We start from the raw sequence: 16,616 nt of genomic DNA on the forward strand, positions 1-16,616 counted from the left end.
TCCAGCGAGCAGGTCGTCGAGGCCCTTCGCGCCGCGATGAAAGAGGCCGAGCGCCTCCGGCGGCAGAACAGGCACCTGGTCGCGGCGGCCACGGAACCGATCGCCGTGGTCGGCATGGGCTGCCGCTATCCGGGCGGGGTGCGTTCCCCGGACGATCTGTGGCGGCTGGTGGAGTCCGGTTCCGACGCGATCTCCGGCTTCCCCACCGACCGCGGCTGGGACCTGAGCGCCCTGCGCGGCGGGCAGGCCGACGAGCGCGGCATGGAGGTCAGCCAGCAGGGCGGATTCCTGGACTGCGCCACACAGTTCGACCCCGGCTTCTTCGGGATCTCGCCGCGCGAGGCCGTACGGATGGATCCCCAGCAGCGGCTGCTGCTGGAGACCTCGTGGGAGGCGATCGAGCGGGCGGGTATCGACGCGAGCACGCTGCGCTCCAGCCGGACCGGTGTCTTCATGGGCACGAACGGCCAGGACTACGCCTATCTGATGGTGCGCTCGCTGGACGACGCGACCGGTGAGGTCGGCACGGGGATCGCGGCCAGCGCGGTGTCCGGACGGCTGTCGTACACCCTGGGCCTGGAGGGTCCCGCGGTGACCGTCGACACGGCGTGCTCGTCGTCGCTGGTCGCCCTGCACCTGGCCACCCAGGCGCTACGGGGCGGCGAGTGCTCGCTGGCCCTCGCCGGCGGCGTCAACGTGATGTCCACACCGGGGCCGCTCATCGAGTTCAGCCGCCAGGGCGGGCTCGCCCGCGACGGCCGCTGCAAGGCGTTCGCGGACTCCGCCGACGGCACCGGCTGGTCCGAGGGTGTCGGCGTGCTGGTCCTCGAAAAGCTGTCCGACGCCCGGCGCAACGGGCACCCGGTGCTCGCGGTGGTGCGCGGCAGCGCCGTCAACCAGGACGGCGCGTCGAACGGGTTCACCGCCCCCAACGGCCCGTCCCAGCGCCGGGTCGTCCGGCAGGCACTCACCGCCGCCGGGCTCTCCCCGGCGGACGTCGACGTGGTGGAGGGGCACGGCACCGGCACCTTGCTCGGCGACCCGATCGAGGCGCAGAGCCTCCTGGAGACATACGGGCAGGAGCGCGAGACGCCGCTGCTGCTCGGATCGGTGAAGTCGAACCTCGGGCACTCCCAGGCCGCGGCCGGCGTCGCCGGGATCATCAAGACGGTTCAGGCGATGCGGCACGGCATCGTCCCGAAGACCCTGCACGCCGAGACCCCGTCGTCCCATGTGGACTGGTCCGCCGGGGCGGTGAAGCTGCTGACGCGACCGTGCGCGTGGCCGGAGACGGGCCGCCCCCGCCGAGCGGGCGTGTCGTCCTTCGGAGTCAGCGGCACCAACGCGCATGTGATCCTCGAAGCCACACCCGACGACCTCGCCGAGGAGACCCCGCAGAACACGGAGCCCCCCGGCCGGAGCCTCACCACGCTGCCCTGGGTGCTCTCCGGAGCCACCGAGGCCGCGCTGCGCGACCAGGCCACGGCCGCGCTGGCCCTGCTGGAGGAGCGGCCGGAGGTACGCCCGCTCGACGTGGCGTACTCGCTGGCGACGACCAGGACCGGCCTCGAACACCGGCTGGCCGTCCTCGCGGACGACCGCGAAGCGCTCCGGGACAGTCTGACGGCCTGGACCGAGACCGGCGCCGCGCCCTCCGTCGTGGCCGGGACCGCCCCGGACCGCCCGAAGCTGGCCATGCTGTTCTCCGGGCAGGGCGCGCAGCGGCTCGGCATGGGCCGGGAACTGTACGGCCGGTTCCCGGTGTTCGCCGAGGCGCTGGACACGGTGCTCGCGGAGCTGTCGACGACCGGCGGACCGGGGCCTTCCACGGCCGAGGGCTCCGATGCGGTACGTACGGCCGAGGGCGGCGCGGCGGACCTGAGCAGGCTCCGTGAGGTCATCTGGGGCGAGGACCCGGCGGCACTCGACCGCACCGGCTACGCCCAGCCCGCGCTGTTCGCGATCGAGGTGGCGCTGTTCCGGCTGCTCGAATCGTGGGGCGTACGGGCCGACTTCGTCGCCGGGCACTCCGTCGGCGAGGTCGCCGCCGCCCACGCCGCCGGGGTGCTGTCGCTGCCCGATGCCTGCACACTGGTGTCCGCGCGGGCCCGGCTCATGGACGCGCTGCCCCCCGGCGGAGCGATGGTCGCCGTACGGGCCACCGAGGACGAGGTCACCGCGCTGCTGACCGAGCGGGTGGCGATCGCCGCGGTGAACGGACCGTCCTCCGTGGTGCTGTCCGGCGCCGAGGACGACGTACTCGCGATCGTGGCGCGCCTGGAGGAGCGCGGCCATCGCGGCACCCGGCTACGAGTGCCGTACGGCTTCCACTCGCCGCTGATGGAGCCGATGCTCGACGACTTCCGGCAGGCCCTCGCCGGGCTGGAGTTCCACGAGCCGCGGATCGCCGTGGTGTCGAACCTGACCGGCGAGGTCAGCGACGCGGGGGAACTCTGCTCGCCGGAGTACTGGGTGCGGCACGTCCGCGAGACCGTCCGTTTCGCCGACGGGGTACGGGCGCTGGCCGACGCCGGGGCCGCGGTGTTCGCCGAACTCGGCCCCGACGGGGTGCTCTCGGCGGCGGCCCGCGAGTCCCTGCCGACGCGGGCGGCGGTGTTCCCGATCCTGCGCAAGGACCGCCCGGAAGAGCGCGCGCTGGTCACCGGCGTCGCCGGGCTCCATGTGGGCGGTATCGCCGTGGACTGGGCGGAGTTCTACGCGGGTACCGGCGCGCGGCGCGTCGACCTGCCGACGTACGCCTTCCAGCACGAGCGGTACTGGCCCTCGGGGACCGATCTGTCCACCGACCTGTCCGCGACCGGACTGGAGCCCGCCGGGCACCCGCTGCTCGGCGCGGTAATGGTCGTGGCCGGGGCCGACGAGGTGACACTGACCGGCGTACTGTCCCCGGCCGCGCAGCCCTGGCTCGCCGACCACGTGGTCGGCGGCATGATCCTCTTCCCCGGCACCGGATTCCTGGAGCTGGCCGTCCGGGCCGCCGACCACGCCGGCTGCGACCGGGTGGAGGAACTCACCCTGCTCGCGCCGCTCGTGCTCCCCGAGCACGGCGGTACGCAGGTGCAGATCCAGGTGGGCGAGCCCGATGAAGCGGGCCGCCGCGAGGTGTCGTTCTTCGCCCGTCCCGCCGACGCGCCCGACGCCGCCTGGACGTTGCACGCCTCCGGATGGCTCGCCCCCGACGAGCGGGTGGCCGACTTCGACGCGACCCAGTGGCCGCCGCCCGGCGCGACCGTGGTCGACATCGACGGCTTCTACGCCCAGTACGCCGCGTCCGGCCTGGACTTCGGCCCCTCCTTCCGCTGCCTGCGGGCCGCCTGGCGGCGCGGTGACGAACTGTTCGCCGAGGTCGTCCTCCCGGAATCCGTGCGTGACGCCGGGGACTACGGTGTCCACCCCGGGCTGCTCGACTCGGTCCTGCACGCGGCGAGGGACTCCGGCGAGCGCCTGGTGCCCTTCGCCTGGCGTGGCGTCTCGCTGCACGCCTCCGGCGCCGACGTGCTGCGCGCCCGGCTGGTCAGGACCGGCCCCGAAACCGTCGTGGTCACCGGCGCCGATGTCCACGGCGCGCCCGTGATCACGGTGGACTCGCTGATCCTGCGGGCCCCGTCCGGCGCGGCCCCCGCGTCGGCGGGCCCCGACGCGGCCGAATCGCTGTTCCACCTCGACTGGATCGCCCAGGCCACCCCGGAAGCGGAGGACACGCGGTGGGCCGTGCTCGGCGCGGACGGCCCCGGCGCGGACGTCCTCGGGCTCGGCGCGGCGCTGGACGCGGCCGGGACCACCCACGTGACCATCCCGTCCCTCGAGTCCCTCGCACTGCTGGGCACGGAGCACGACGCCGACGCCGGTAACCGCACCGGTGCCGAGGCCGGATCAGGTGCCGAGGTGCCGGGCGTCGTCGCCGTACCCGTGACGGGCGACGACGGCGGCGGCCCTGAGGCCGTCCACGCGCTGACCGGCCGTGTACTGGGCCTGATCAGGCAATGGCTCGCCGAGGACCGCTTCGCCCGCTCCCGCCTGGTGTTCATGACCCGGGGCGCGATCGCGGCGCGGGACGAGGACGTACGGGACCTGCCCGCGGCGGCCGTGTGGGGTCTGGTGCGCTCCGCGCAGGTGGAGAACCCCGGCCGCTTCCTGCTGTTGGACCTCGATGACGACATGGCGGCGGCCGCGTCCGTACTGCCGGGCGTTCCCGGGCTGCTGGACCTCGACGAGCCGCAGGCGCTGGTCCGCGCCGGGCAGTTGCGTCTCGGGCGGCTGGCGCGCGGCGCCTCGGGCGGCGCGCTCGTACCGCCCGCGAGCCGGCCCTGGCGGCTGGACAGCACTGCGAAGGGCAGCCTGGACGCGCTGGCCCTGCTGCCCTGCCCGGAGGTTCCCGAACCACTGACGGGTCGTCAGGTACGGCTGTCCGTACGGGCCGCGGGCATCAACTTCCGTGACGTACTCAACGCCCTGGGCATGTACCCCGGCGAAGCGGAGGCGTTCGGCTCCGAGGCGGCCGGTGTGGTCGCGGAGGTCGGTCCCGAGGCGACCGGACTGCGGCCGGGCGACCGGGTGATGGGCATGGTGTCCGGCGGATTCGGTCCGGCCGTCGTGGTGGACGAACGGCAGCTGACGCCGGTCCCCGAAGGCTGGTCCTGGGAGACCGCGGGCTCCGTGCCGCTCGTCTTCCTCACCGCGTACCACGCGCTCGTCGACCTCGCCGGACTGCGGCCGGGCCAGAAGGTACTCGTCCACGCGGGCGCGGGCGGCGTCGGAATGGCGGCGATCCAGCTGGCCCGCCACCTCGGCGCCGAGGTGTTCGCCACCGCGAGCGAGAGCAAGTGGGACACACTGCGCGAACTCGGGGTCGCCGAGGACCGTATCGCCTCCTCGCGCACCACCGGCTTCGAGACGGCCTTCGCCGCCGTCGCCGGTGACGGCGGGATCGATCTCGTACTCAACGCGCTGTCCGGCGAGTTCGTGGACGCCTCGCTGCGGCTGCTGGGCCCCGGCGGCCGATTCCTGGAGATGGGCAAGACCGACATCCGGGACGCGGACGGTGTCCCGGACCACGTCCACTACCAGGCCTTCGACCTGGGCTGGGCCGCTCCCGACTCCATCCAGCGGATGCTGACCGCCCTCACCGCGCTGTTCGCCGAGGGGGCGCTGGAGCCCCTGCCGGTACGGGCCTGGGACGCGCGGCGCGCACCCGACGCGTTCCGTCATATGAGTCTGGCCCGGCACGTCGGCAAACTCGTACTGACCCTGCCGCCCCAGTGGGACCCCGAGGGCACCGTACTGATCACCGGCGGTACCGGCGGCCTCGGCGGCACACTCGCCCGCCACCTGGTCACCGAACGCGGCGTACGGCACCTGGTGCTGGCCGCGCGACGGGGCCCGGACGCGCCCGGCGCCCACGACCTGAGCGCCGAACTGACCGGGTACGGCGCCGAGGTCACCGTCGTCGCCTGCGACGTCTCCGAACCCGAAGCCGTACGGGCCCTGGTCGCCGGGATCCCCGCCGGGCATCCGCTCACCGCGGTCGTCCACACGGCCGGCGTGCTCGACGACGGCGTGATCGACTCGCTCACCCCCGAGCGACTGGACACCGTACTGCGGCCCAAGGTGGACGCGGCCTGGCACCTGCACGAGGCGACGAAGGACCTCGGGCTCGCCGCGTTCGTCCTCTACTCCTCCGTCGCGGGCGTGATGGGCTCCCCCGGACAGGCCAACTACGCGGCGGGCAACGCCTTCCTGGACGCCCTCGCCCAGCACCGCGCGGCCACCGGACTGCCCGCCGTGTCACTGGCCTGGCCCGCGTGGGAACAGAGCGCCGGCATGACCAGCCACCTCGACGAACAGGACGTGCGCCGCGCCTCCTCCACCGGGCTGCCCCTGCTCCCCACCGACCGGGGCCTGGCGCTCTTCGACGCCGCCGTCGGCGCGAGCGACGCGCTGGTGATCCCGCTGCCCATCGGTCCGGCCCGGGGCGCGGGCCCCCGCCCCGGGCCGGGGGCCGTCCCCGCGCTGCTGCGCGGCCTGTTCCGTACCGGCCGCCGCGCCGCGACCGGCCGGGCCGGCGGGGCGACCAGGGCCGCGCTCACCGAACAGCTCGGCGGTCTGCGGGCCGAGGAACGGGCCCGCCACCTGGTGAACCTCGTACGGCAGGAAGCCGCCGGTGTGCTCGGGCACTCCCCGGGCGACGCCGTCGCGGCCGCCTCGGCCGTCTCCGCCGACAAGGACTTCCGGCGGCTGGGCTTCGACTCGCTCACCGCCATCGAGCTGCGCAACCGGCTCTCCTCCGTCACCGGGCTCGTGCTGCCCGCGACGCTCGTCTTCGACCACCCCACGCCCCGGGTGCTCGCCGCCTACCTGCTCACGGAACTCGGGGAGCTGGTGGAGGAAGGCGCCGATACGGAAGCCGCCTCGCACGCTCCGGCCGCCGACGACGACCCGATGGTCGTCGTCGGCATGGGCTGCCGGTTCCCCGGCGGCCTCGACACGCCGGAGGCACTCTGGGAGTTCATCGAGGCAGGCGGCGACGCCATCTCCGGATTCCCCGAAGACCGGGGCTGGGAACGGGACATGAGGCCCGGCGCCTCCGGGGCCGACGGGCCCGGAGCGATCGCCGATGGCTCCGGCTTTGTCGCGGCGGGTGGATTCGTGAACCGCGCCGGCGACTTCGACGCCGCTTTCTTCGGGATCAGCCCGCGTGAGGCGCTGGCCATGGACCCGCAGCAGCGGCTGCTGCTCGAAACGACCTGGGAGGCCGTCGAACGCGCGGGCATCGACCCGACACGGCTGCGCGGCAGTGATACCGGTGTGTTCGTCGGACTCAGCGGCTACGACTACTCCACCGTGGTCATGAACTCCGCCGCGGACGTCCAGGGACACGCCACCACGGGCCTGTCGGGCAGCGTGGCCTCGGGCCGGCTCTCCTACGTACTCGGCTTGGAGGGCCCCGCCGTCACTGTGGACACGGCGTGCTCGTCGTCGCTGGTGTCGCTGCACCTGGGGATGCAGGCGCTGCGCGCAGGGGAATGCTCGCTGGCCCTCGTGGGCGCGGTGATGATCATGGCAACTCCGCTCAGCTTCGCCGGATTCTCCCGCGCCGGCGGACTGTCGCCCGACGGGCGGTGCAAGGCGTTCGCCGACGCGGCGGACGGCACCGGCTGGTCCGAGGGCGTCGCCACGCTCGTCGTGGAACGGATGTCCGACGCGGTGCGCAACGGGCACGAGATCCTGGCGGTGGTGCGTGGTTCGGCGGTGAACCAGGACGGTGCGTCGAACGGCCTGACCGCTCCCAACGGTCCGTCGCAGCAGCGGGTCATCCGTCAGGCGCTGGCCGGCAGCGGCCTTTCGCCGGCCGACATCGACGCGGTGGAGGCGCACGGTACGGGTACGGCGCTGGGCGACCCGATCGAGGCGCAGGCGCTGCTCGCGACGTACGGACAGGACCGCGAACGCCCGCTGTATCTGGGCTCCGTGAAGTCGAACCTCGGTCACGCACAGGCGGCGGCGGGCGCCGCCGGGCTCATCAAGACGGTCATGGCCATGCGGCACGGGGTCCTGCCGCGCACCCTGCACGTGGACGCCCCGTCGTCCCACGTCGACTGGTCGGCCGGTGACATCGACCTGCTGACGGAGAACATTCCGTGGCCCGAGACGGACCGCCCGCGTCGCGCGGGTGTCTCCTCCTTCGGCCTCAGCGGCACCAACGCGCACGTCATCCTCGAACAGGCCCCGGCCCTCGCGGAGCCCGCTCCCGAGAGCGACCCCGCGTCCGGGGCTGTGGCACTGCCCGCTCCGGCGGTCGTCCCCTGGCCGGTCGCGGCGACGAGCGAAGCGGCCCTCGACGCGCAGCTCGACCGTCTCACCACCTTCGCCGCGCACCACCCCGCGCTGGATGTCGGCCACTCCCTGGCCACCGGGCGCTCCGTCTTCGACCACCGGGCGGTGCTGCTGTCCACACCCGACGGGGTGGTGGAAGTGGCCCGGGGGATGGCCGGCGAGGGCGCGACGGCGTTCCTCTTCTCGGGCCAGGGCGCACAACGGCTCGGAATGGGAAGGGAGTTGTACGGGCGGTTCCCGGTGTTCGCGGAAGCGTTCGACGCGGTGTGCGCGGAGCTGGAGCGGTCGGGCGGGGCAAGCGGCTCGCCGCGCGCGGTGATCTGGGGTACGGACCCGGACCGGCTGAGCGGTACGGACATGGCGCAACCGGCGCTGTTCGCCGTCGAGGCGGCGCTGTTCCGGCTGGTGGAGTCGTGGGGCGTGCGGCCCGACTACGTGGCGGGGCACTCGGTCGGAGAGATCGCAGCCGCGCATGTCGCGGGCGTGCTGTCGCTGGAGGACGCGTGCGTGCTGGTGTCGGCCCGTGCGCGTCTGATGGCGGCGCTGGCGCCCGGCGGGGCGATGGTGGCGGTGCGGGCCGGTGAGGCCGAGGTCCGACCCCTGCTCACCGGCGGGGTCGCGATCGCGGCGGTGAACGGGCCGGAATCGGTGGTGCTGTCCGGCGACGAGGCCGCCGTCGAAGCGACCGTGGCGCGGCTGGGCGAGCGTCGCGGCAGCAGGCTTCCGGTCAGCCACGCGTTCCATTCGCCGCTGATGGACCCGATGCTGGAGGAGTTTCGTGCCGCCCTCGCGGGGCTGACATTCCACGAGCCGCGTATCCCCGTGGTGTCGAACCTGACGGGTCGTCTCGCCGAGGCCGATGACCTCCGTACGCCCGACTACTGGGTCCGCCATGTCCGGGAGACCGTGCGTTTCGCCGACGGTGTGCGGGCGCTCGCCGACGAAGGCGTGGGCACCTTCCTGGAGTTGGGCCCCGACGGCGTCCTCTCGCCGATGATCCGGGAGTCGGTGCCGGAGGAGACGGTCGTCGTTCCGGCCCTGCGCAAGGACCGCGCGGAGGAGGGCGCCATGGTCACCGCCCTCGCACGCCTGCATGTGGCCGGGGTCCACGTGGAGTGGCCGGCGTTCTTCGCCGGGAGCGGCGGCCGGAGGGTCGATCTGCCCACGTACGCGTTCCAGCGCGAGCGGTACTGGCCGGAGGCGGCCGCAGCCGTGACGGCGGAAGGCGACGTCTTCGACGCCGAGTTCTGGGCGGCGGTGGAGCGGGAGGACCTGGAGTCCCTCGCGTCGAGTCTCGACGTGGACGCCGACGCGCTCAGCGGCGTCGTACCCGCGCTGTCGTCGTGGCGCGGGCGCCGCCGGGCCCGGTCGACGGTCGACTCCTGGCGCTACCGCGAGACATGGCGGCCGGTCGGCGGCGGTGCCTCCCCGGCCGGACTGCCGGGAACCTGGCTGGTGGTGCTCCCTTCGGGGAGCACCGAGGCCACCGGGCCTGTCGGCGGTTGGGCGCGGGATGTCCTCGACGCGCTCGGCCCGGCCGTGGTCCCCCTCGTCCTCGCCGACGGGCGGACGGCCGACCGGCTGGCCGAACTGACCGCCGACGGCACCCGGTTCACCGGAGTGGTCTCACTCCTCGCCGCGTCCCCGGACGGCCTCACGGACACGGTGGCGCTGCTCCGGGACCTGGGCGAGGCGGACATCACGGCACCCGTGTGGGCCCTGACCCGTGGCGCGGTCTCCGCCCGGGGCGGCGCGCCGATCGACTCGCGGCAGGCCGCCTTCTGGGGCCTCGGCCGCGTCGCCGCGCTGGAACACCCGGACCGCTGGGGCGGCCTGGTCGACCTGCCGGAGGTGCTGGACGACGCTGCCGCCCGGCGGCTGATCGCGGTGCTCGCGGGGGCGCTCCCCGGGAAGGGCGCGGAAGACCAGGTCGCGGTACGCCCCTCCGGAGTGTTCGGACGCCGGCTGCTGCCCGCGCCCGGAGCGGACAACGCCCGCCGGTGGCAGCCGGCCGGCACGGTGCTGATCACCTCGGGCACCGGCATCGTGGGCGCGCAGGTGGCGCGAGAACTGGCGGCGCGGGGCGCGGAACACCTGCTGCTGCTCGCCACCCCGGGTACGGACGCATCCGGTGCGAGCGCAGCCGGTACGGACGCCCCGGGTTCGAACGCGGCCGATACCAGCGCACCCCATACGCACACCTCCCCGGACGCCCCCGGAGCCGCTGATCTGGAGGCCGAACTGACCGCACTCGGCGCGCGCGTCACGATCGTCTCCTGCGACCCGTCGGACCGCGCCGAACTGGGCGCCGTACTGGCCGGGATACCGCCGGAGTTCCCCCTGACCGGTGTCGTCCACACAGCCGGACACACGGAGGATCCCACCGCGCTGCACGCGCTGACCGCACGCCGCGTCGAGGACGCGTTCCGCGCCAAGGTGGCCCCCGCGCTGCTGCTGGACGAACTGACCCGCGATCTCGACCTGTCGGTGTTCGCGCTCTTCTCCTCGGTGGCCGCCGCCGTCGGCAGTCCGGGCCGCGCGGACCAGGCCGCCGGGAACGCCGTCCTCGACGCTCTCGCCGAGCGCCGCCGCGCCGACGGTCTCCCGGCGACGTCCGTCGCCTGGGGCCCCTGGCGCGGCGCCGGAGCACCCGAGGGCGCCGGGGCGACCGTGCTCGAACCACGGCTCGCGGTGACCGCGCTGGCCGAGCTGGTCGTCGAGCCGCAGGCCACCGCCGTAGTCGCCGACCTGCGGCAACCACAGCTGCTGGAAGCCGTGTTCGGTCTCCGTACCAGTGCGGCGCTCACCGGTGTGCCCGGCGCGAGCGAGGCCGCGCACGCGGTACGCAAGGCGCGCCACGACGGCGAGTCCACGGCGCTGCGGCTGCGTGCGCGTCTGCTCGCCACCGCGCGGACCGAGCGGGTGGGTGTGCTGCTCGACATGGTGCGCACCTACGCCGCCGCCGTACTCGCCCACCCCGACGCCGAGGCCATCGGCTCCGACCGGGCCTTCCAGGACCACGGGTTCGACTCGCTGACCTCGATGGAACTGCGCAACCAGCTCGCCAGGACCACCGGTCTCGCACTGCCCGCGAGCCTGCTCTTCGACTACCCGAGGCCGCGAGTGCTCGCCGAGCACCTGGTCGCCGAACTGCTGGGTGAGCCGCAGGACGTGCCGGACCTCGCCCCGGTCGCGCTCCGCAGCGGCCTGGCCGACGATCCGGTGGTGATCGTCGGCATGGCCTGCCGGTTCCCCGGTGAGGCGCGCACCCCGGAGGAGTTCTGGGAGCTGATCTCCTCCGGCGGCGACGCGATCACCGGCTTCCCCGACGACCGGGGCTGGGATCTGGAGACCCTCGCGAGCGATCTGCCCGGCGGCAGCGCGACCACCGAGGGCGGCTTCCTGCACGACGCGGCGGACTTCGACCCCGGCTTCTTCGGGATCAGCCCGCGCGAGGCGCTGGCCATGGACCCGCAGCAGCGGCTACTGCTCGAAGTGTCCTGGGAGGCGATGGAGCGCGCCGGGATCGACCCGCAGGGCCTGCGCGGCAGCCGGACCGGTGTCTTCGTGGGCACCAACGGCCAGGACTACGTACACCTCGTGACCCGGGCCCGGGAAGAGCTGGGCGCCCACGCCGGCACCGGGCTGGCGGCGAGCGTGCTCTCCGGGCGGCTGTCCTACGTGTTCGGCCTGGAGGGCCCGGCGTCCACGGTGGACACGGCGTGCTCGTCCTCGCTCGTCTCACTGCACCTCGCCGCACAGGCCCTGCGCGCGGGGGAGTGCTCGCTGGCGCTGGCCGGCGGCGTCACGGTCATGACGACCTCCGCCGCCTTCGCCGGGTTCAGCATCCAGGGCGGACTCGCCCCCGACGGCCGCTGCAAGCCGTTCGCCGAGGCCGCGAACGGCACCGTCTGGTCCGAGGGCGTCGGCATGCTGGTGGTGGAACGCCAGTCCGACGCGCTGCGCAACGGGCACCACGTTCTCGCCGTCCTGCGGGGTTCCGCCGTCAACCAGGACGGCGCGTCGAACGGCCTGAGCGCGCCGAACGGCCCCTCCCAGCAGCGCGTCATCCGCCAGGCCCTCGCCGGTGCGGGACTGGCGCCCCGGGACATCGACGCGATCGAGGCGCACGGTACCGGCACGATGCTGGGCGACCCGATCGAGGCGCAGGCGCTGCTCGCGACCTACGGGCAGGACCGTGAACGCCCGCTGCTGCTGGGCTCGGTGAAGTCCAACATCGGCCACACCCAGGCCGCGGCGGGTGTCGCCGGTGTCATCAAGTCCGTACTGGCGATGCGGCACGGAACCCTGCCGCGCACGCTCCACCTGGACGAGCCGTCGTCCCAGGTCGACTGGACGGCCGGCTCGATCGAACTGCTCGCCGAGAACCGGCCCTGGCCCCGGACGGAACACCCCCGCCGGATCGCGGTCTCCTCTTTCGGCATCAGCGGCACCAACGCCCACGTCGTCCTTGAACAGGCGGCGTCGGCCGACGCACGTGAGCAGGCACCTTCGGCGGCGGACCCCGCCCCCGCCGACGAGCCGCCGATCCGGCCGGCCGTGGTGCCATGGCCCGTGTCCGGTCGTACAGAGGCGGCGCTCGACGCCCAGCTCGGCCGGATCACCTCCCACGCCACCGGCCGGCCACCGCTCGACATCGGCTTCTCGCTGGCCACCGCCCGTACGCCCTTCGAGTACCGGGCCGTCCTGCTGACCGGCGAGGACGGCATCACGGAGGTCGCCCGAGGTGTGGCCGCCGAGGGCGCGCCGGCCGTGGTGTTCTCCGGGCAGGGGGCACAACGCCTCGGTATGGGCCGGGAGTTGTACGACCGTTTCCCGGCCTTCGCCCAGGCACTCGACGCGGCGCTGGCGGCGCTCGCGGAGGCGGACTCCGGGCAGGACCGACTGCGCGCGGTGATCTGGGGCGACGACCCGGACCCGCTGGACGACACCGGAATCGCCCAGCCCGCCCTGTTCGCCGTCGAAGTGGCCCTCTTCCGTCTGATGGAATCCCTCGGCGTCACGCCCAAGTTCGTCGCGGGTCACTCCGTGGGTGAGATAGCCGCAGCCCATGTCGCGGGTGTGCTGTCGCTGGAGGACGCCTGCCGCCTGGTGGCCGCCCGCGCGAGGCTGATGCGGGCACTCCCGCCCGGCGGGGCCATGGTGGCGGTCACGGCCACCGAGGCCGAGGTCCGCCCGCTTCTGAAGGGCCAGGTCGCGATCGCGGCGGTGAACGGGCCCGGCTCGGTGGTGCTGTCCGGTGACGAGACCGCGGTCGCCGATGTCGTGACGGGGCTGGGGGATCGCCGTACCAGCAGGCTGCGCGTGTCGCACGCGTTCCACTCACCCCTCATGGACCCGATGCTGCAGGAGTTCCGTACGGTCGTCGAGGGCCTGGCCTTCCACGACCCCGCCCTCCCCGTCGTGTCCAACCTGACCGGCCGCCTCGCCGGCCCCGACGACCTGCGTACCGCCGACTACTGGGTCCGCCACGTCCGCGCGACCGTCCGCTTCGCCGACGGCGTCCGGGCCCTCGCCGACGGCGGGGCGAAGACCTTCCTCGAACTCGGCCCCGACGGCGTCCTCTCCGCCATGATCGAGGACTCCGCGCCGGAGGGCATCACCGTCGTCCCCGCACTGCGCAAGGACCGGCCCGAGGAGGCCGCCCTGGTCACCGCGCTCGCCCGGCTGCACGTGGCCGGCGTCCCGGTGGACTGGCGGGAGTTCTTCGCGGGCACCGGCGCGCGCCGCGTCGACCTGCCCGTCTACGCGTTCCAGCACCAGCGGTTCTGGCCGACGGCCTCGCTGCGCTCCGCCGACGCGGCCGGACTCGGCCTCGCCACCACCGACCATCCCGTGCTCGGCGCGATGATGACCGTCGCGGGCTCGGCGGAACGGGTCCTGACCGGCACGTTGTCACTCGCCCTGCACCCCTGGCTCGCCGAGCACACGGTCGACGGCGAGGCCATCCTGCCGGGCGCCGCGTTCCTGGAGGCCGCGATCCGCGCGGGCGACCAGGTCGAGTGCGACGGCGTGGCGGAACTGACCCTGACCGCGCCGCTGGTCGTGCCGGAAACCGGCGCGGTGCAGATCCAGGCGCGGATCGCGGAACCCGACGACGCCGGGGCCCGTGACCTGTGGTTCCACGCGCGCCCCGCCGACGACCCCGACGCCGAGTGGACGCCGCACGCCCATGGGCGGCTCGTACCGGCGGACGAGCCGGTGACCGGGGCCGGGTCCGGTTCCGGTTCCGGGTCCGGCGCCGCGCCGTGGCCGCCCACCGGCGCGACCGAGATCGATCCGGCCGACCTGTACGACCGGTTCGCCGACGCGGGCCTGGAGTACGGGCCGACGTTCCAGGGCCTGCGCGCGCTCTGGCGGCAGGGCAGGCATCTCTACGCCGAGGTCGCCCTCCCGGACGAGGTACGCGACACCGACGGCTTCGGCATCCACCCGGCGCTGCTGGACGCCGCCCTGCACGCGGCGGTACTGACCGGCGGCGACCCGGACGACGACGCCGGACGGCTGCTCCCCGCCGAGTGGCGTGGCGTAACCCTGCACGCCGCCTCCGCGCGCGTGCTGCGCGCCCGGCTGACCCGCGAGGGCGACGGGTTCGCCCTGACCGCGACCGACCCGAAGGGCGCGCCGGTCCTCTCGGCGCGGTCCGTGGTGCTGCGCCCGGCGGCACCCCGGCCGGACGCACCGGCCCACCCGGACCACCAGCGCTCGCTCTTCCACCTGGAGTGGGCTCCGCTGCCGGCGCCGGAAGCACCGGCCGACACCACCGGCCGGTTCGTGCTGGCGGACACCATCGGCGGGTCGGCGGCGGACTCCTCGCCCGCCTTGGCCTACCCGGGCGTGGAACCAGTGAAATCCCTGGCCGAACTGAGCGACCGTAGCGGCGTGGTGACACCGCAGGTGGTCCTGGTGCCCGTCGCGGGCGCGACCGAGCACGGCCCGATGGAGCACGGCCCATCGGCGGTGCGCGGTCCGTCGGTGGTGCATGAGGTGACGCACCGGGTGCTGGCGCTGCTGCGGGAGTGCCTGGCCGAGGAACGGCTCGCCCGCACCCGGCTCCTGTTCGTCACCGAGGGCGCGGTCGCGCCGGAGGGCGACGATGTGCCGAACCTGGCCGGCGCGGCGGTATGGGGCCTGGTGCGGTCCGCGCAGATGGAGAACCCCGGCCGGTTCCTGCTCGCCGACGCCGACGGCACGGCGGCCACGGCGGCCGTGCTGCCGGGTCTGACGGGGACGGATGAGGAGCAGTTCATGGTCCGGGAAGGGGCCGTCCGGGTCCCGCGCTTGATGCGCGCCCCCGAACCGTCCGCCGAAGCAACAGCCCTTCCCGCTCCCGAACCGTCCGCTGAGGGATCCGGCCCGGCCCCGGCCCGTGATCCGTGGGGTCCCGACGGCACCGTGCTGATCACCGGCGGCACCGGCGGCCTGGGCCGCCTGCTGGCCCGGCACCTGGTGACCGAGCGCGGGACCCGGCACCTGGTGCTGGCCGGCCGGCGTGGTGCCGGGGCGCCGGGCGCGGCCGAGCTGCGCGAGGAGCTGACCGCCCACGGCGCCGACGTGTCCCTCGCCGCCTGCGACTTCGCCGACCCCGGCGCCGTACGGGAGTTGCTGGCCGCGATCCCCGCCGGGCGTCCGCTGTCCGCCGTGGTGCACGCCGCCGGTGTGCTGGACGACGGTGTGCTCGACGCCCTCACTCCGGAACGGATGGACACGGTGTTGCGGCCCAAGGCCGACGCGGCCTGGCATCTGCACGAGGCGACCCGTACGGCGGACCTCGGGGCGTTCGTCCTCTTCTCGTCGGTGGCGGGCGTGATGGGCAGCCCCGGCCAGGCGAACTACGCCGCCGCCAACGCCTTCCTCGACGCGCTGGCCCAGCACCGTAAGGCCACCGGGCTGGCCGCGACCTCGGTCGCCTGGGGCCCCTGGGCGCAGGACAGCGGTATGACCAGCGGACTGAGCCAGGCCCATATCGAGCGGATGAACCGTTCGGCGACACCGCCGCTCGGCGCGGAGCAGGGCCTCGCCCTCTTCGACGCGGTCACCGACCGTGCCGAGGCCGCCTTGATCGCCATGCGTACGACGAGCAAGGCGGGCCCCGGTTCCGCGATGTTCGCCGGGGCGGTGCCGCCGATCCTGCGGGGCCTGGTCCGGGCCGGCCGCCGGACCGCCGCCGCCGACAACCGGGCGGCGGACCTCGAAGCGGTGCTGAGGGACAAGCGCGAGAACGAACGGGTGCCGTTCCTCACCGATCTGGTGCGCGGCGAGGCCGCGGCCGTACTGGGGCACCGGTCGTCGGACCAGGTCGGCGCCGAGCGGGAGTTCGACCGGCTCGGGTTCGACTCGCTCACCGCGATCGAGCTGCGCAACCGGCTCACCGCGACGACCGGGCTGCGGATGCCGGCCACTCTCATCTTCGACTACCCGACACCGGCCGCCGTCGCCGACCTCCTCGCGTCCCGCCTCGGCGAAGGGGCCGCGGCGGACACGGCACCGGCTCTCCCCGCCGAGTTCGACCGGCTGGAGGCGGCACTGTCCACCGCACTGTCGGCCGACCTCGACGAGGGGACCAGGGCGGGCGCCGCGGCGCGGCTGCGGAAGATGCTCGCCCGGGTCACAGGAGGCGGCCCCGAGAACACCGAACACGACGTAGAGCGACGGATCGAAGCGGCAAGCGCCGACGAGGTCCTGGCCTTCATCGACAGTGAGCTGGGCCGACCGACGGACCACTGACCCCGGTCGATTCC

General features: G+C 74.3%; 1 protein-coding gene and 1 pseudogene. Both read left to right on the top strand.

The features are described 5' to 3' along the window. Positions 1–36 precede the first annotated feature (36 nt). A pseudogene (locus ACIOJD_RS33225) lies at positions 37–5,205 on the top strand (beta-ketoacyl synthase N-terminal-like domain-containing protein); the annotation flags it as partial. 24 nt (positions 5,206–5,229) lie between these two features. Beyond that, positions 5,230–16,602 (top strand): SDR family NAD(P)-dependent oxidoreductase, encoded by an 11,373-nt coding sequence (locus tag ACIOJD_RS33230; protein WP_401920069.1) that lies wholly within the window; start codon positions 5,230–5,232, stop codon positions 16,600–16,602. Positions 16,603–16,616: the final 14 nt, after the last annotated feature.

This window comes from Streptomyces sp. NPDC088116 (assembly GCF_044741745.1).
In the GTDB taxonomy this organism is placed as follows: domain Bacteria; phylum Actinomycetota; class Actinomycetes; order Streptomycetales; family Streptomycetaceae; genus Streptomyces.

Coding starts and splice junctions, on each gene's coding strand:
- ACIOJD_RS33230 (WP_401920069.1), top strand. CDS start 5,230: ATGAGTCTGGCCCGGCACGTCGGCAAACTCGTACTGACCCTGCCGCCC.